Genomic DNA, 15,887 nt, shown 5'->3' with positions numbered 1-15,887 from the left:
CAAATATTGGAGAATATTAACCCCGAGAGGACGAATTGATTGTGGATGATCTTCTGATAGCCCGTTCTTTATTTGGTACGACGATGGCATTTCACATTATCTTTGCGACGATAGGAGTAGGGCTGCCACTGATGATTTTGGTGGCTGAACTGCTGTACCAGAAAACAAAAGACCAGGATTATGTAGTGATGGCCAAGCGTTGGACAAAGACATTTGCGATTTTGCTCGGCGTCGGCATACCGACCGGCACGATAGCGGCAGTCCAGCTGTCGCTGCTCTGGCCCGGTTTTATGCAGGTGATCGGCCGGATCATGCCGCTTCCGTTTCAAATTGAAATATACGCATTTTTTGTAGAGGCGCTTTTTATGTCGATCTATGTGTACGCGGCGGAACGGCTCGCTCCCTGGATGAGGATTGCAAGCCTGGTGCTTGTGGCTCTGGGTGCCCTGGCTTCCGCCGTATTAATTACCAATGTCCATGCGTTTCAGGGCACGCCGGCAGGCTTCCGGTACGAAAACGGGGAGTTTCTGGATATTGACCCCTGGGCTGCGTTTTTTAACCCGAGCTTTCTGGTAACGGCCGGGCACGTCGCCCTGTCTGCCTACGTGGTGGGGGCGTTTGTGGTTGGCTCTGTTGCCGCTTTTAAAATGAGAAAGCATGCGCGCGGGTCGAGGGTGTACTTGTTTCACCAGAAAGCACTGATGCTGAGCCTGGTAGTAGGCGGTATTTTTGCTTTCTTCACAGCCCTGAACGGACACGCTTCCGCGCAGTATTTGCACGAATACCAGCCGGAAAAGCTGGCTGCCGCAGAAGGCTTATTTGAAACACAGTCTCATGCTCCCCTTGCGATCGGCGGCTTCACCGACCCGGAAACGCATGAAATAAAATGGGCAATTGAAGTTCCCTGGGCGCTGAGCTTTCTTGCGGGAAACAGCTTTGATACAGTTGTTGTCGGCTTAAATGATTTTCCAGAGGAGCAGTGGCCCCCGTTATTTGTTCATACTCTCTTTAATGCAATGGTGGGGATCGGTTCTATCCTGATCCTGATCCCGATTCTTGTGTTTATTTGGAAAAAAATATTAAAAAAGAAGCACTATCCAAAATTTATGCTCTGGATCTTTGTGGCAACCGGACCGCTGGCCGTGCTTGCCATGGAGTTTGGCTGGATTTTTGCCTGTACAGGCCGCCAGCCATGGGTCATCTACCGGATTCTGTCAACAGCGGAGTCCGCCACCACTGCCACGAACTTGGGCATATTGTTTATCCTATTCATTACGGTCTACATTATTTTAGGAATTGCGGTTGTGCTGGTCCTGCTGTACTTCTTCAGAAAAAACACAGAAATGGATGATATCCGGCGTGCAGAGAAAAAAGGCACCCCGTTATTCAGTTCGAATTCATAGGAGGATAAACAGATGGCTGATGCTCTGATTGCGATTACGGTACTCTGGGGATTTGTATTTATTTATGCGGTTATGGCCACGATGGATTTCGGTGCGGGCTTCTGGTCAATGGTTTACTTTAACAAAGAAAAAACAAAAGCAACGAATGTGGCCAACAGGTATTTATCTCCTACCTGGGAAGTGACCAATACGTTTATTGTGGCGCTGGTTGTCGCTCTTTACAGCCTTTTTCCCGGGGCAGCTTTCACGCTCGGGACGATCCTGATTATCCCCGGCAGCGCCATCCTGCTTTTGCTTGCACTGCGAAGCGCTTTTTTGGTTTTTTCCAATAACGCCAAAGAATATCGAAAGCCGCTGACCTACATTTCAGGAATTACCGGGATTATAATTCCCGGCCTGTTAATCAGCGTTCTGCCGATTACCCAGGGGGCGTTTGTGGATTATGAAAATGGCGGGGCCAATTTAAATTTAGTCGGGCTGTTTACAAGCCCCAATGTATATGCCTTTATCGGTTTTGCGATCAGCAGCACTCTTTTTCTTTCGTCGCTGCTGCTGGCGGATTTTTCAAAAGCCTCTCAGGAAATGGATGCTTATAAAGTGTATCTGCGCAACGGAAAAATACTGGGTCCGGTCACGTTAGTAATGGCTTTACTGATCATGCTCACGCTGGAAAATGAAGCCGGATGGCTGTATGACCGCATGATGGAGGATTTTCTGCTTCTGGGTATTTCCGTCGCTTTCTTTTTCCTCGTCGGAATCGGGCTGTACGGCTCATCACCGTTTCAAAAAGGGGTCCAGGGCATGCCAAGGCTTTCTGTCGTTGCCGCGACCATTCAATATCTCCTTGCCGGCTATGTTTACGGGAAAGCTCATCTGCCTTATATCGTTTATCCGGATATAACGATTCAGTCGGCTTTTACAGACCCTAATTCCTTCAGGGCGGTGTTTATTACGTATATCGTCGGCTTTGCGATTCTGTTTCCGGGCTTCTTTTACTTCTGGAGCTTGTTTATGAATGATAAACGGTATTTGCGCCAAAAAGGGTAACGGCCAGAAAGCTTTACTGGAATGCCATAAGAAAAGGAGCGGGTTTTCCGGCTCCTTTCAGACTGCTGACAAATGATTATCAACGCTGCGCACATGATCAGACCGGCCAGCGGCGTCCGGGCAGCTCCGCTTTCCATGGGGCAGGCGCCGGGCCCGCTAGTCCCATAGGAGTCTGCGCTGCCCTCCCGCCGCCAGGGGGCTTGCAACAAGTGTGCAGAGAGTTAATGCAGACTCATTTTTAAAAGAAAACAGCCACTGTGCCTCTCCTTATTGCTCTTTAAAATCATCAATACTCCTGCGGGAAGAACAGTGAGCATCCTCTACCGTTCTATAGTGCGTGAAGCACATCCGGCGGACCGGAGCCCGCTATGCTGCTTTTTGAAAAAGAATTCTTATTATGCTTTTTTGGCATTTTTTGAATGGACAATTCTTTTCCTGTGCTTTCTTTCTATACAGGCCCCTCAGCGTAGGGGCCATGCCTTTTGTTGTTCAGCTGTAAACATTGTCACAGGTTCCGGCTTTTGGCTCGTAAAAACAGTGATTTTTGTATTGGCCGGCGAGAGGCTGGTCGTACCAGGTTGGAGGGCATGGAGCATACGGATTAAAATACCAGAGTGCGTATTTTGCCGGGTGCTGCCGCCAATAATCCAGAGCTTGCTTTGCCAGTCTTTTTTCGGCTGTTCTCGCCCGGTGATAAAACAAATTCCCTTTTTGAACCGCTTCAAAGGCGTAATTGCTTCCCTGTATTTGATAAATAACATGGGGAATGGTACGTATATTTTGAAAGTCCAGGCAATTGGCTTTCAGGCGGTTCACAATCACATTTCCTACATACAGCATTCCCTGTTTTCCTTCGCCTTCCGCTTCTGCTCTCATCATCCTTGCCACCAGGTCAACGTCTGAGCTTCGGTAATTTACTCTTGGCATTTTTTCACCCCCAAAAATATAGTATAAAAAAAAGCCTGCAGGGGTGTAGGCTTTTCGGATGTAAGCAGAGTCTTTCCTTTTTACATAATGCTGTCCGGACTTCACCGGGTGGTTTAGAAAACCAATAAGCAAGGGTAAATTAGTTCTTTAGACGATGCCGATCCAGGCTCGCTTTTAATATAAGTTCATCCTTCTGCATCTGACAATACGATAAGCAGGCGAAGAATGATTCTGCAAGATTCAGCGGGAGACAGGACTCTGAAAAACGACAGTTCCTTGCATTTTTCTGAAAAATGCAGAATGAAAACGAGAATGGTAGCATACATTGAAGTATACGAGTTTGGCAGAGAGGACGATAGATGTGATTATCCAAAAACGAAATGGCTGGTACCAGGCAGGCCATCATTTTGCAAAAGGTGTGGAACCATCTGTTTATACCGTCATACACGTCGGCACCGCAAAAGGAAAGCCTTATGTTCAATGGTATGACAGCGTGAATATAGCAGACGCAGTCCCTGATTTTTTTCGCCAAAAAGGAAGTTATGAAGAATATATAAAACAGCAATCCGATATCGAGAAAGCGATTTATCTGACCGTCCACTCACTCGATTTTGACTCATGCGTCACATGCCGCAGCCATAACGAAGTCAGGGAGATCCTGATTGAAGAAAGCGTTTTAAGCGAAGAAGATGTTTTCGATTTTGTTTCCTAATATGCTATCAGGAATTACATAATGGAAGGTTTCGAAGGATTTGGCGGTGGCAATAGTACTAGAAAGGGAGTGAGAAGCATGCCGACCTACAGCGTTCAATACTACGAAACGAAACCCTTGGATTTAAAAACGATTGAAATTACAGAAGAATCCGCAGTGAAAGCGAAGGATGCAGCCATGGACAGGCTGGACAGGCGGCTGGATGTAGGCCACTATACAATCGCCAAAATTATTGAAACAAAGAGCTGACTCCTTAAGGAGCCGGCTCTTTGTTTATGGAAATACAAGAAAGCTTTTATATAAACGGGCTGTCAGGATGTTTTCTCCGCTTTCTTCAAAATCACATCTGCGGCTTTCGCGGCGCCTCCTGCATGCTGAAAGGTCTCTGACAGCTTTCGAGCCTGTTCACGGTACCCTGAATCGGCCAGTAATCGGGCTGCCGCTTTTTGAATATGCTTCGGCTTGTTTCCTTCGAGCTTGATGCCGGCTCCAAGCTCAGCCACCCGGCTGGCCGCCAGCCCCTGTTCGCTGTGCAGCGGATACAAAACCATGGGAACTCCGTAATACAGGCTTTCATTCACGCTGTTCATCCCGCAGTGGGTAATAAACACATCTGCTTTTTGCAAAACGGAAACCTGGTCCACATGGGGTTTTACCGTGAAATTATCCGGTATCCGGCCAAGAGTGGTTATCTCTGTTTTGCCGCCAATCGACATGACAATTTCAGCGTCAGCGTCCTTAAATGCCTCGATGCAGTTCCGGTAAAAATCCTTATTTTGATTGAGGACCGTTCCGAGAGAGATGTAAATGACGCTTTGGCGCTTTGAGCCGGCCGGCGCATCAAAAGGCTGCCGGATGGAAGGGCCGACAAACGTGTACCTGTCAGAAAATGTTTCCGCCAGCGGCTGGAATTCTTTCGTCGTATACACAATAGTATCCGTTTCATTATCATTTTCAATCAACGATACAAAGCTGTCCACCTGGTACCCATGCTCCTTTAAGAGCTGCATTTTCTTATGTATCCGCGGCATGCCGGTGATCATTCGAAGCACTTCTTTTGGGCCGCGTTTGATCAGTTTTGCTGTATGCCGGTTAAACGCAAAGGTGGTGGTGGAGCAGACATAGGGGATTCCGAGCTTACCGGCAAATAATTTCCCCCAGAAGCACAGGGAATCCGACACAATGCAATCCGGCTGGAATTCTTTTAATTCTTTGCACACCTTTTCATCGAGTGCAATGGTGGTATCGGCAGCCATTTCAATCAGTGCCGCAAAGTCTTTACCGGCCCGGCGGTTTACTTCTTTCTCTGATATCGAGGGCAGGAAGGCATCGCAGGAAATAAATTGGGCTCCGGCTTCCTCAATTTTTTTCTGAAATTCAAAAAACGAGTAGTACCAGACTTCATGACCCCTGTTTACAAGCTCGGCTGCAACCGGAAGCGTCGGATTGGTATGTCCGTGTGCGGGAATCGAAAAAAAGACCACTTTTTTCATTCTGATTCGTCTCCGGCCGATTCGGCTTTTCGGATCATATCCGCAAACGCTAAAAACTGTTCACTTTTCAAAAGAGCAAGTCCCTTTGTCGCATCTTCTCCCAGCACAACAAGCCTGTCGCCCGGGCGAATCCCGTACAGCTCCCGCGCTTCTTTTGGAATGACAATCTGGCCCCGCTCGCCAGCCTTGACCACTCCAAAGAACTGCTTTCCTTTAGGCGCAAGCCGCTCGACATCATCCGCACTCATGTCGCCGGATAATTGATCCAGCGTGATCTCAAAAAGCTCAGCCAGCAGTTTGCTTTTATATATATCAGGGACCGCTTCGTCGTTTTCCCATTTCGCCACCGTCTGGCGGGAGACCTGTACCCGTTCCGCCAGCAGCTCCTGGCTCATTTTGTGCTTTTTGCGCAAAATACGAATGTTCATGCCAATCATATCGTCAGCTCCTTTTATCATTAACTATAAAGAAGAAACTGGCTCAATTCTATCGATATTCCATAACATTTTATGTTAAAAATTGTGGCAGGAATATAGATTGCGTCATCGCCGGCAGATTTTAGCAAAAGTCCGCATGAAAAAAAGAAATTTTTGGTATAATTGGAATCGATTAAATTACTATTGCAGAAAAAAGGAGCCCTATGAAAAGAAAAAGAAAAGCAGCTAACGTTTTCGGAGTCATACTGGTCTTAGTAGGAATAGCTCTTTTTTCTCCTGCCTGGACTTCCCGCATAAAAGGCGAAGACAGTATTCATGTACTGGAGCAGGTAAAGATAAATGGAAGCGGCCATGAAATAATGATACGCGGCAGGGACAAAGATAATCCTGTTCTCCTTGTGGTGCATGGAGGGCCCGGCACGCCGGAAATTCCGTATGCGGCTAAATACCAGGACGTATTGGAAGCCCATTTCACGGTTGTACATTACGACCAGAGAGCAAGCGGGAAATCCTATCATTTTTTTGAGGATTATTCGAGTCTTTCAACGGATTTATTAGTAGAAGATTTGCTGGCTATGACGGATTACATAGCAGAACGCCTTGGGAAAGAAAAAGTGATCCTGATGGGGCATTCTTTTGGTACATATATTGGAATGCAGGCTGCTTACCGGGCTCCTGAAAAATATGAAGCTTATATTGGCGCCGGGCAGATGAGCGATACAGGAGAAAGTGAAATGGACAGCCTGCACTATGTGATGAGCCAGGCTCAAAAAGCTGGCAATGCGGAGGATGTTGCCGATTTACAGGAAGTCGCGGAATAAATTAAAAATGGCGAAACGGTGACCCCGCGGAATTACATTATGAAATATGGCGGGTCGGCCAGGCTCATTGACAATCCCGATGGAGACAGCCTGGGTGTTTTACTCAGCAGTGAGTACAGCTTACTGGATTTACTTCGCTACAACCGAGGGCTGGTTTACTCTCAGCAGAAGCTGCTTGCAGATATATTGAAAAACCCGCTCCCTGGTATCGTCACAAAACTGGAAATCCCCGTTTATTTCGTAATGGGCAGGTATGACTATGACACTTCTTATCAGGCAGCAAAAAACTATTTTGATGGAATTGAAGCGGATCAAAAAGAATTTATTACGTTTGAAAAATCAGCTCATTACCCGCAATTTGAAGAGAAGGAAACATTTTCTAAATGGATGGCTGATACATTTATCCATTAACCTGCGATTCATCCTTGCAAACCCATTGAAAAAAGCTGTCGAGCATATTCAGGCTTTTGACTTTTTAAAAGCTGGTAAAAGAAGCTATACAGTGTCTAGAGCAGAATGTAAATCACGTTTTCTATCGAATATTGTGGAAATAATAGAATTTAATAGAATTAATTGAAGGTATTAGAAGAATGGAGGTCGAAAGTAATAGGGTAAGTATACTAAAGGCAAGGGAGATGCTTAATTGAGAAGTACATTGTTATTCAAACGTGCAGTAACAGGTTTTTTAGCATTCATGCTTTTGTTTCATTTGAATGCGGCTTCATCATTTGCGGCTGAAAGTCCACAGAAAGCAACTGTTACGGCAAGCACCGCAAACATTTATGAAAAGCCAAGCCCGAAAGCAAAAGTACTGGGCTCCTGGAAAAAAGGGACGGTTATTTCTGTTTATGCCAGCAAGCCAGGCGGCTGGTCAGAAGTGCATTACAATAATAAAGTAGCGTATATCGCGGCTGCGAGTATTACACTTACTAGGCCTGCGAAGGGAACACAGGCAACCGTAAAGGTTTCATCATTATCTGTTAAAGCTACGCCAAGCCCTAAAGGGGAAGAACTAGGTAAGCTGAAAAAAGGAGCATCAACGGTCGTTTATGCCAGCAAGCCAGGCGGCTGGTCAGAAATCCATTTTAAAAACCAGGTGGGATATGTTGCTTCCGCCTCACTGAAAATGGGAAAAGCGGTATCGGCACCCAAACCCGCACCTGCCAAAAAAACAACACCGGTATTAATGAAAGATATTACGTTTGGCATGACCTATCAACAGGTCAAAAACAGGGAAACAAGAAAAATCACTCATGAACATTATGCTCCGTCAGGTATGTCTTATCTTGGTTATTACGCAAAGAAGTATGAAGTCGAAACTGAATTAGTCTACAGCTTCACGAAAAACAAGCTGGATATGGCCTGGTACAATTTTAATCCTGGCCAGTATTACTACACGACGAATGAATTATGGAATATTTATTATGGACTGCAGGAAGAAATGATGACGGAATTTGGGGAAGATTTCTTCTACAGTGAGCCGGAGTACACAAGCCTTATTGATTCATCAAGCGTATGGATGCTGGGCAATTATCAGGTGATGTTATATGTAAGAAATATGAATGGTGAGAGCAATATCAGTATTTCCTACCATCCGGCAAACTATTCAAGTGCAAGCAGCTCAGAAGATGCAAAACAAAGAGTGATCGATCATTTGATTAAACAGGTTGAAAAACACGAACAAAACCGTCAAGAGTAAAAAAATGAGACCGTCCATCCGGGCGGTTTTTTGTTTACAGGAATGGGAATGGTAAAACAAATGAGCTGTTTAAGCTGATTTACAAGGAGGCTGCGGTACATGACCGAGTGTGTGCTACAGATAAACAAACGGGCGAAACGGCCTGAAGACCATCTTGCGTTTGCGGCGGCTGAGCCGCTGGAGCCGCCTATCGATATCGGCGGAGGAATGTGTTATTACCGGTTTATTGAGCATTTTGAAAAGCTGCCCTCAGAAGAAGACCGAAAAACAGGCTTAACCAATATTGACAGCACTGATGAAACCGAAGAAAACATTTATTTTACGATTGATCAGAGCAGGCTTCCTATCGTGAAGGAAACCGCCCTTTCGGTTGCCGGTGAATTTCCCGGGGATTATTCGCGCCAGTATGAGGAATTTCTGCACCGCCTGCAGGACCAGCAGGTTATTTCTGAATAAAAACGAACAAAGCCTTGCAAAAATTTACCCGGTATAAATTCTCTCCGCTCATTCAAAATACAAGTAGTGAATGGTATTGAGAAAGGGGCTGGAGAAACATGAAGCGAAATGCGATCTTTGTGATGGTGATGGGATTATTCATGAGTCTCCTGGCCGCAGGCTGCGGAAATGTCGGGCAGGCGGGACAGGCGCAGGGACAGACGGATTATGATGAAACGAAGAAAATGGTTATTGATATATTAAAAACGGATGATGGGAAAAAAGCGCTCCGGGAAGTGATGCAGGACCCCGAGATTAAAAAAGAGCTGGTAATGGACCAGCAGGCAGCCAGGGAAACGATCCAGCAGACGCTGACATCAGAAAAAGCAAAGGACTTTTGGAAAACGGCCTTTGAAGATCCGAAATTTGCTGAAAGCTACGCGAAAAGCATGAAAAGCGAGCACGAAAAGCTGATGAAGGACTTAATGAAAGACCCGGACTACCAGAAAATGCTGATCGGCGTTATGCAGGACCCTGAAATGCAGAAAACAATGCAGGAAGCGATGAAGAGCCAGGAATTCAGGAAGCATCTGCAGACTGTTATTGACGAAACGTTATCCAGCCCGATCTATAAAGCCAAAATGGAAGAAACTTTATTAAAAGCCGCGGAAGAAGCGGGGAAAGAAAAAGAAAAGGGCGGCAGTTAACGCCCGAGAACCGATCTGCGGCAAATGGCCGTTTTGAACAGCCGGGCTTTCCGCTGCTTCAAGGCGGCTTTTTCTTTTTGCGGTTTGTTCATTTCCGGACCAGTGCTCAGCTGAAACAGCTGCATACCATGATGATGTTGCCGTCGGGATCTTTAACCGAAAATTCCGCCAGGTCAGGATGTGTCACAATCTCTGTGACGATTTCCGCCCCCATTTCCGACAGATGCCGAAACGCTTCGTGAATATCGGCTGTACTCAGGTTGAAAAGCGGCTGGTTCGATGGGATAAATGTATAGTTTTCCTCGAAGCAATGATTATCAAGTGTAATCCCGGGACGACCCGCTCCCATATCAAGGGTGTAGACAGGCCCCGCAGGATTCTCCTCTTTCGTTTCTACTCCAAGCAGATCACTGTACCACTTTACAGAACGCTGCAGATCCGTCACATGAACAAAAATCGTATCCACTCTATTTTCTACTGGCTTCGCTGCCGGTCTGGCCAAATGAGTGCACCTCCAAAAAATGTATAACCATTACTTCCACCTAATATCCAAAACTCCTGTTTCCATACAAAAATCAATTCCGTTTGCCCCCTCATCATGCCTATTCAGCATTATAATAGAGGTAGGGACTAAAGAATCAAAATATTTTTAAAATCAAGTCATTTTGATTGGATAAAATAAAGAGAGAAAGTAAAATGGACTACATAACGTTTGTTTATTATATTTTTTTAAACTAAAAGTCATAGGTAGAAATATTCATATGCTATTTAAAACCGTACAAGGCACAAAGTTTGATCAATTGGCAGAGGAAAGCCTCAAATTACGCAGGCTGGCAAAGGAAGGAAACTTGTCCGTCCGTTTTGACGCTTCTTTATACGGCCAGGAGGCAGGGGAGCTGGCCCAAAACATGAATGCAGTGCTGGAGGTTATGCAGGCGCAATATGAGGATCTTTCCCTCCGCCATTCGCTGGTAACAGAAGCCATCGAAGTAGGGCTGTGGGATATGACGGTTGTGGCGGGCGACCCGGTTAATCCTGACAACGCGTTTGTCTGGTCAGATGAATTCCGCCGTATGCTGGGCTTCCGGGATGAACAGGACTTCCCGAATGTGACGAGCAGCTGGAGCAGCCGTATTCATCCGGAGGACGCTGGTTTCTCGCTTCAGGCTTTTGCCGATCATTTACATGACCACAGTGGTCAGACGCCGTATGATATCCACTACCGCCTTTTATTAAAAAACGGCGAGTACCGGTGGTTCCGGGCGACCGGGGCGACCGTCAGGGATAAAAACGGGATGCCGCTGCGGGTAGTCGGGGCGCTCGTGGATATCCATGAGGAAAAAGTGAAAGCAAAAGAAAAAGAAGCACTGGCGGCCCGGTTTGCTTTAATTAACGAGGTAATGGCGGAAGCGCCCTGGGAGATCACCGTCACAGACGGCAATGCTGTGGATGAAGACAACTTTGTCTGGTGGTCACCGCAAATTAGAGGAATGCTTGGCTTCACAGATGAAGCGGAGTTTCCAAACCGGCTGGGCAGCTGGAGCACACGGATTCATCCTGAAGACGCCGACCGTGTTCTGCAAACTTTTTTCAAGCATTTAAATGACCAGACAGGCCAGACGCCGTTTATTGTCGACTACCGGCTTCAGCTGAAAAATGGGGAATATCGCTGGTACCGCAACAGCGGCGCGACACTGCGCGGCAAAGACGGCACGCCGCTGCGTGTGGCGGGAACCACGCGGGATATTCAGTTTGAGAAAGAAAAGGAACAAATTGTTCAAACGATGACATCCAAAATCGGGCAGCTTTCCGAAGCCATCGGAGATATGACAAAAGGCATCCACTCGATCACAAGCCAGGCGCAGGAACTGGCAACGGCGCAGGAGAATTCAACAGAAGCAGCCAATCAAGCGAAAAGCAGCGCGGATGAGACAAAAGTGATTTCGGACTTTATTAAAGAAATTGCCGGGCAGACCAACCTGCTGGGGCTCAATGCGGCAATTGAAGCAGCACGGGCCGGTGAACACGGCCGCGGCTTCGGGGTTGTGGCGGATGAAGTAAGAAAGCTGGCTATTAACAGCGCCAGCGCCACTGAAAATATCGAAAACAGCCTGGGAAGCATGAAGAAATTAATTGACACCATTATTGAGCAGATGCAAAGCATCAGCAGTCTCACGCAAAACCAGGCGGCACTGACCGAAGAGCTGAACGCCGCCATTGAAGAAATCAACGACATGTCAAGCTCTCTCGTTGAATTTTCGAAAACCATCTAACGTATCGTTTGAGCAATTTATTTGTCTACAGCATGGCATACCTGGAAAAAGGTATGCTTTTTATTTTGCGAAAATAATGGTAAGCCCCAAAACCTAATATTCTCCTTTTATTCCTTTGTTTTATAAGTTTAGCGGCCCGGTTTTTACTATTTTTAAATTATTTACATTGACAGCGTTACCATTATGTTTACCCGTTTTTCAAGAGAGGTACTTGTAGTTCTAACCCTATCCTCATAGGCTTACATACTTGCACGAAAGGGAGAAAAACAGAATGAAAAACACCGATGAATCCAGCTTGATGAAGTATACCCATGCCTCTCAAACGGGGAAAGAATCAAAGGGACAGGAGAAAACGTCTCTTTCTCATAGAATGTATTTGCGGCTGATTACGCTGATCTCCACATTTGGCGGCCTTCTGTACGGCTATGACACCGGGGTGGTTAATGGAGCGCTTCCGTTTATGTCCAGGGCAGACCAGCTGAATTTAACGCCCTTTACCCAGGGGCTTGTGACAAGCTCGCTGCTGCTCGGAGCCGCATTTGGCGCCGTATTTGGCGGAAGGCTGTCAGATCGGAGGGGAAGAAGGAAAACAATTTTAAGCGTAGCCGCTGTGTTCCTTTTCGCCACAATCGGCTGCTCGGTTGCGCCGAATGTTGAAATTATGGTGCTGTGCCGGATTGTGCTCGGTCTTGCCGTCGGGGCAACGTCCGTAATCGTGCCCGCTTTCCTGGCGGAAATGGCACCGGCTGAACGAAGAGGGAGACTTGTTACCCAAAATGAATTGATGATTGTAACCGGCCAGCTGCTGGCGTATACGTTTAACGCGGTACTGGCGAATACGTTTGGCGATATGGGCCACATCTGGAGATACATGCTTGTCATTGCCACGCTTCCGGCTGTTGTTCTGTGGCTGGGGATGCTGATTGTGCCGGAAAGCCCGCGCTGGCTTGCTTCGAAGGGAAAAGCGGCCGAGGCGCTGCGCGTTCTTCAAAAAATCCGCGCGGAACAAAGAGCAAAAGCAGAATTCAATGAAATTGAGACGGCGATTCAGGAAGAAGGCAAAATCAAAAAAGCGACCGCCCGCGACTTAAAGCTGCCGCATGTGCGCCGGCTCGTTTTAATCGGGATCGGAATCGCGATGGTCCAGCAGTTGACTGGTGTCAACTCCATTATGTATTACGGAACCCAGATTTTAAAAGACGCCGGCTTTTCAACAGAAGCGGCACTGGTCGGCAACATCGCCAACGGTGTTATTTCTGTACTGGCTACCTTTGTCGGAATTGCCCTGCTTGATAAAGTCGGACGCCGGCCCATGCTGTTTGCCGGAATGGCGGGAACCACAGTGGCTCTTTTGCTGATCGGCATTTTCTCGATTGTATTAAAAGACAGTGCCGCCCTGCCGTTTATTATTCTCGGACTGACGGTTCTCTTTTTAGCTTTCCAGCAGGGGGCGGTGTCGCCGGTTACCTGGCTTATGCAGTCGGAAATTTTTCCGCTTCATCTAAGGGGACTGGCCATGGGAATCACAGTGTTCTGCCTGTTTATGATGAACTTCCTTGTCGGCCTGCTGTTCCCGATTTTATTTGACGCTTTCGGCCTGTCGAACACGTTTTTTATATTTGTGGCTCTCGGCCTTATTTCGCTGCTGTTTATTAAAAAGTTTGTACCCGAGACAAAAGGCCGGACGCTGGAGGAAATCGAGCATTCCTTCCGGGAATCGGAGAAGCGTTACCTGGCCAAACAAAAATAAAATAAAAGCGCGCCTCTTATCGTCTTTCCACAAGACGCGTAAGGGGCTTTTTCTGTTGTTTCCAGAACCGGTCAATATTGCTATTTTTGTTTTGTAGATATGTAAATTTGTTGATGGTACGATGGACAGGTATGTTTTGTTTAGAGGGGGAGTTTTTATATGAAAAAAGCAGGGAAATGGCTTCTGGCCGGGGTTCTTTCGCTGGGACTGGCGGCGTGTGGAGAAGCAGAAGTGAAACAGAAAGGAGATTCCGGTGAATCGGAGCAGGCTGCAGAAACGTACGAGGCCAAAAAGAAGCTAACGGAAGATGAAAAGCTGGCCCTTGCGTTTTATAAGATTTACATGAAAGGAACCGATGCGGAGGCGAAGGAGAAATTTGTCAGCGAAAACGTGCCTGAGGAAGCAGCTCTGTTATTTTCCTTTGGAGCCGATGAGGAAGGCTCGGATGATTATAACGATTTGAAAGTGATTGAATCGATACATAAGAAAGAAGACGGTGAAGAAGGCACAATTGTTCTTCTTCATTCCACAACGGCAGAAGGCGGCCTGGAAGAATCCATTGCGGCCATTATGAACGGAAAATTCGTAATGACATACAGCCCGTATGCAGAAGACGCGGAATTCCGGTCGGCGTTTGAAGAATTGAGAAGTGAATTTAAAGCGCCGGTGCCGGATGAAACAAAAGAAGCGTTAGCCGGAGCCGAGTCGGCGGAAAAGAAAGCAGCCGCCGTTTTTGAAAAAACATATAAAATCGGCGACACGGTCAGCATTGACGGCACCGAAATCACTATTCAATCGGCCAAATTTACCGAGCCGGATGAATACGGCGAGCCGCAAAAAGGAAAAGTGATTACCTTAGAAGTATCCGTGAAAAACAACGGGGAAGAAAACGTGTATGTCGATAACACAGAGTTCACGATTGCCGACGCAGAAGGCAATATGCATGAGCAGTACTACAGCTACGATGACACCAGCTTCAGCAACGAAGTGAAAGTCGGCAAGCAGTACGCCGGCAAAATCGCCTTTGACGTGCCGGAATCCGCGTCATATGAAATCTACTACGAGCCATCCTTCTCCATGAATGAAGGAGAAATCAAGTTTGTGGTCACAAAAGAAGAATTGCAGCCATAAAGATTGACCAAAAAAACCCTCCTGCGCGCACTGCGCAGGAGGGTTTTTGGTTTCGGTCATTTTCAGGAAAAGGTATAATTTGGAGAAGGGCCAAGAAAAAAAGCAGAAACAGGAGAATGGAGAATGAAATTTTGCATGGAGTATGGCGATACGAATTTTATCGGTCTCGTCAACGCGGAGCGCTATGAATCTTTTGTGGATGAAGACTGGGAGCTTGACGGCCTGCTCGGGCATTTTGCGGCTGAAATGAAAAAAGGCACCATTCTTGCAGGCCAGATGACCGAAGAAGGAATCGAGCATTCCTGGAGGATTGAAGTGAGGCTGGGCATGGAGCTGTTTATTCCCGACTTTGTTAAAAAAGCGGAAGGTTACATACGAGTGACAAACGAGCGCTTATACCTTGTCGATTACGGCTGCCTGACGATGGCGGCGCAGTTTGAAGATGAAAACGTGCCGGACGAAAATGGCGCACAGAACGAAATCAAGCTCGAAAACGGCGTGTACCGGGTGGAGATCACCCAGTTTTATGATGCCGACCGGGATGAATACAGGGGAACGGATGAAACAGACCTGCTTGTGAATTTGGTTAAAGTTCCAGCTTTCCGCCAAAACCCGGACGGCGTTTTCTGGTGTATATATAAATGAAAGGAGTGAATGGGATGGCTGTGTACAGGGATCTTCTGGAGAAAATCCAGTATGACCCGGACGGGTACCGGTTTTCCCGTCTGAAAAAGCCCCCGGGCAAGAGGCCCGGCATGCCGCAGGACTACCTGGATTTTCTGGAGGAAGTCGGCTATGGAAGTGTCGGTGATGGCTGCTTTATGTTTTACGGCGGGCTGCTGGAAGCGGAAGAGCTGTTTGATACCGAAGAAAATCCGGAGCTGGACGGGGTGCTGCTTTTGGGCGACAACTTTTCCGGCGACGCGGTCGGGTTTCTGGCCGAAGGGGAATGGCCTCTTGTAGAGGTATGGCATGAAGACCTGACCATTTTTCCGAGAGAAGAAAAAACATTCGCCGAATTTGCGAGAAATGTTTTTGCGAAAAAACTGTAA

Annotated in this window: 16 protein-coding genes and 2 pseudogenes; 14 read left to right on the top strand and 4 right to left on the bottom strand. The window is 47.0% G+C overall.

The annotated features are described in order from the left end of the window. The first annotated feature begins 41 nt into the window (after nt 1–41). Both VP98_RS01115 and VP98_RS01110 read left to right on the top strand, forming a co-directional pair. The gene (locus VP98_RS01115; protein ID WP_046174079.1) at nt 42–1,403 is read left to right on the top strand and encodes a cytochrome ubiquinol oxidase subunit I; all 1,362 of its coding nucleotides are present in this window, start codon (nt 42–44) and stop codon (nt 1,401–1,403) included. Between the two features lie 12 nt (nt 1,404–1,415). Beyond that, a complete protein-coding gene (locus VP98_RS01110; protein ID WP_046173479.1) occupies nt 1,416–2,450 on the top strand; it encodes a cytochrome d ubiquinol oxidase subunit II in 1,035 nt (344 codons plus the stop codon). 489 nt (nt 2,451–2,939) lie between these two features. Here VP98_RS01110 and VP98_RS01105 read toward each other — a convergent pair whose 3' ends face one another. After that, on the bottom strand, nt 2,940–3,377 hold the full coding sequence (locus VP98_RS01105) for a cell wall hydrolase (RefSeq protein ID WP_046174078.1): 438 nt from the start codon (nt 3,375–3,377) through the stop codon (nt 2,940–2,942). Nucleotides 3,378–3,738: 361 nt separating this feature from the next. On the opposite strand from VP98_RS01105, the gene VP98_RS01100 reads away from it, so the two are divergent. Next, nucleotides 3,739–4,089, top strand: coding sequence for a hypothetical protein (locus tag VP98_RS01100; RefSeq protein WP_046173478.1), 351 nt, complete (start codon nt 3,739–3,741; stop codon nt 4,087–4,089). A 78-nt stretch (nt 4,090–4,167) separates the two neighbouring features. Further along, nucleotides 4,168–4,338: a hypothetical protein gene (locus VP98_RS18705; RefSeq protein ID WP_156151275.1), complete on the top strand. Its 171-nt coding sequence runs from the start codon at nt 4,168–4,170 to the stop codon at nt 4,336–4,338. 62 nt (nt 4,339–4,400) lie between these two features. Here VP98_RS18705 and VP98_RS01095 read toward each other — a convergent pair whose 3' ends face one another. Both VP98_RS01095 and VP98_RS01090 read right to left on the bottom strand, forming a co-directional pair. Further along, nucleotides 4,401–5,582 (bottom strand): macrolide family glycosyltransferase, encoded by a 1,182-nt coding sequence (locus VP98_RS01095; protein WP_046173477.1) that lies wholly within the window; start codon nt 5,580–5,582, stop codon nt 4,401–4,403. Beyond that, on the bottom strand, nt 5,579–6,019 hold the full coding sequence (locus tag VP98_RS01090; RefSeq protein ID WP_046173476.1) for a helix-turn-helix domain-containing protein: 441 nt from the start codon (nt 6,017–6,019) through the stop codon (nt 5,579–5,581). Before VP98_RS01090 ends, VP98_RS01095 begins: the two co-directional genes overlap by 4 nt. A 203-nt stretch (nt 6,020–6,222) precedes the next feature. Here VP98_RS01090 and VP98_RS01085 point away from each other — a divergent pair. The 4 genes and pseudogenes from VP98_RS01085 to gerD all read left to right on the top strand — a co-directional run bounded on the left by VP98_RS01085 (nt 6,223) and on the right by gerD (nt 9,681). Continuing rightward, nucleotides 6,223–7,251: pseudogene (locus VP98_RS01085) on the top strand (alpha/beta fold hydrolase). Between the two features lie 232 nt (nt 7,252–7,483). Continuing rightward, on the top strand, nt 7,484–8,539 hold the full coding sequence (locus VP98_RS01080; protein ID WP_046173475.1) for an SH3 domain-containing protein: 1,056 nt from the start codon (nt 7,484–7,486) through the stop codon (nt 8,537–8,539). Nucleotides 8,540–8,638: 99 nt separating this feature from the next. Further along, nucleotides 8,639–8,995, top strand: coding sequence for a hypothetical protein (locus VP98_RS01075; protein ID WP_046173474.1), 357 nt, complete (start codon nt 8,639–8,641; stop codon nt 8,993–8,995). A 98-nt stretch (nt 8,996–9,093) separates the two neighbouring features. After that, nucleotides 9,094–9,681, top strand: a complete 588-nt coding sequence (gerD, locus tag VP98_RS01070) for a spore germination lipoprotein GerD (protein WP_046173473.1) — start codon at nt 9,094–9,096, stop codon at nt 9,679–9,681. Nucleotides 9,682–9,787: 106 nt separating this feature from the next. Here the strand turns inward: gerD and VP98_RS19025 are convergent, their stop codons facing one another. Then, the gene (locus VP98_RS19025; protein WP_197076530.1) at nt 9,788–10,183 is read right to left on the bottom strand and encodes a VOC family protein; all 396 of its coding nucleotides are present in this window, start codon (nt 10,181–10,183) and stop codon (nt 9,788–9,790) included. Nucleotides 10,184–10,442: 259 nt separating this feature from the next. Between VP98_RS19025 and VP98_RS19305 the strand changes: the two are divergent. The 6 genes and pseudogenes from VP98_RS19305 to VP98_RS01040 all read left to right on the top strand — a co-directional run. Then, a pseudogene (locus VP98_RS19305) lies at nt 10,443–11,441 on the top strand (PAS domain-containing protein); the annotation flags it as partial. A gap of 24 nt (nt 11,442–11,465) precedes the next feature. Further along, nucleotides 11,466–11,954: a methyl-accepting chemotaxis protein gene (locus VP98_RS19500; protein WP_456236253.1), complete on the top strand. Its 489-nt coding sequence runs from the start codon at nt 11,466–11,468 to the stop codon at nt 11,952–11,954. A 247-nt stretch (nt 11,955–12,201) separates the two neighbouring features. Then, nucleotides 12,202–13,704 (top strand): sugar porter family MFS transporter, encoded by a 1,503-nt coding sequence (locus VP98_RS01055; protein WP_269431491.1) that lies wholly within the window; start codon nt 12,202–12,204, stop codon nt 13,702–13,704. A gap of 159 nt (nt 13,705–13,863) precedes the next feature. After that, nucleotides 13,864–14,835, top strand: coding sequence for a DUF4352 domain-containing protein (locus VP98_RS18170; RefSeq protein WP_052712077.1), 972 nt, complete (start codon nt 13,864–13,866; stop codon nt 14,833–14,835). 135 nt (nt 14,836–14,970) lie between these two features. Further along, a complete protein-coding gene (locus VP98_RS01045) occupies nt 14,971–15,480 on the top strand; it encodes a hypothetical protein (protein ID WP_197076549.1) in 510 nt (169 codons plus the stop codon). Between the two features lie 14 nt (nt 15,481–15,494). Next, nucleotides 15,495–15,887, top strand: coding sequence for a hypothetical protein (locus tag VP98_RS01040; RefSeq protein ID WP_046173469.1), 393 nt, complete (start codon nt 15,495–15,497; stop codon nt 15,885–15,887).

Origin of the sequence: Domibacillus indicus, from assembly GCF_000970685.1 — a bacterium.
In the GTDB taxonomy this organism is placed as follows: Bacteria; Bacillota; Bacilli; order Bacillales; family Domibacillaceae; genus Domibacillus; species Domibacillus indicus.
The sequence above is the reverse complement of the archived record's forward strand: the minus strand, read 5'-3'. Positions and strand labels throughout refer to the sequence as shown.

Coding starts and splice junctions, on each gene's coding strand:
- VP98_RS01045 (WP_197076549.1), top strand. CDS start 14,971: ATGGAGTATGGCGATACGAATTTTATCGGTCTCGTCAACGCGGAGCGC.
- VP98_RS01105 (WP_046174078.1), bottom strand. CDS start 3,377: ATGCCAAGAGTAAATTACCGAAGCTCAGACGTTGACCTGGTGGCAAGG.
- VP98_RS01040 (WP_046173469.1), top strand. CDS start 15,495: ATGGCTGTGTACAGGGATCTTCTGGAGAAAATCCAGTATGACCCGGAC.
- VP98_RS01075 (WP_046173474.1), top strand. CDS start 8,639: ATGACCGAGTGTGTGCTACAGATAAACAAACGGGCGAAACGGCCTGAA.
- VP98_RS19500 (WP_456236253.1), top strand. CDS start 11,466: ATGACATCCAAAATCGGGCAGCTTTCCGAAGCCATCGGAGATATGACA.
- VP98_RS18170 (WP_052712077.1), top strand. CDS start 13,864: ATGAAAAAAGCAGGGAAATGGCTTCTGGCCGGGGTTCTTTCGCTGGGA.
- VP98_RS01095 (WP_046173477.1), bottom strand. CDS start 5,582: ATGAAAAAAGTGGTCTTTTTTTCGATTCCCGCACACGGACATACCAAT.
- VP98_RS01090 (WP_046173476.1), bottom strand. CDS start 6,019: ATGATTGGCATGAACATTCGTATTTTGCGCAAAAAGCACAAAATGAGC.
- VP98_RS01110 (WP_046173479.1), top strand. CDS start 1,416: ATGGCTGATGCTCTGATTGCGATTACGGTACTCTGGGGATTTGTATTT.
- VP98_RS18705 (WP_156151275.1), top strand. CDS start 4,168: ATGCCGACCTACAGCGTTCAATACTACGAAACGAAACCCTTGGATTTA.
- gerD (WP_046173473.1), top strand. CDS start 9,094: ATGAAGCGAAATGCGATCTTTGTGATGGTGATGGGATTATTCATGAGT.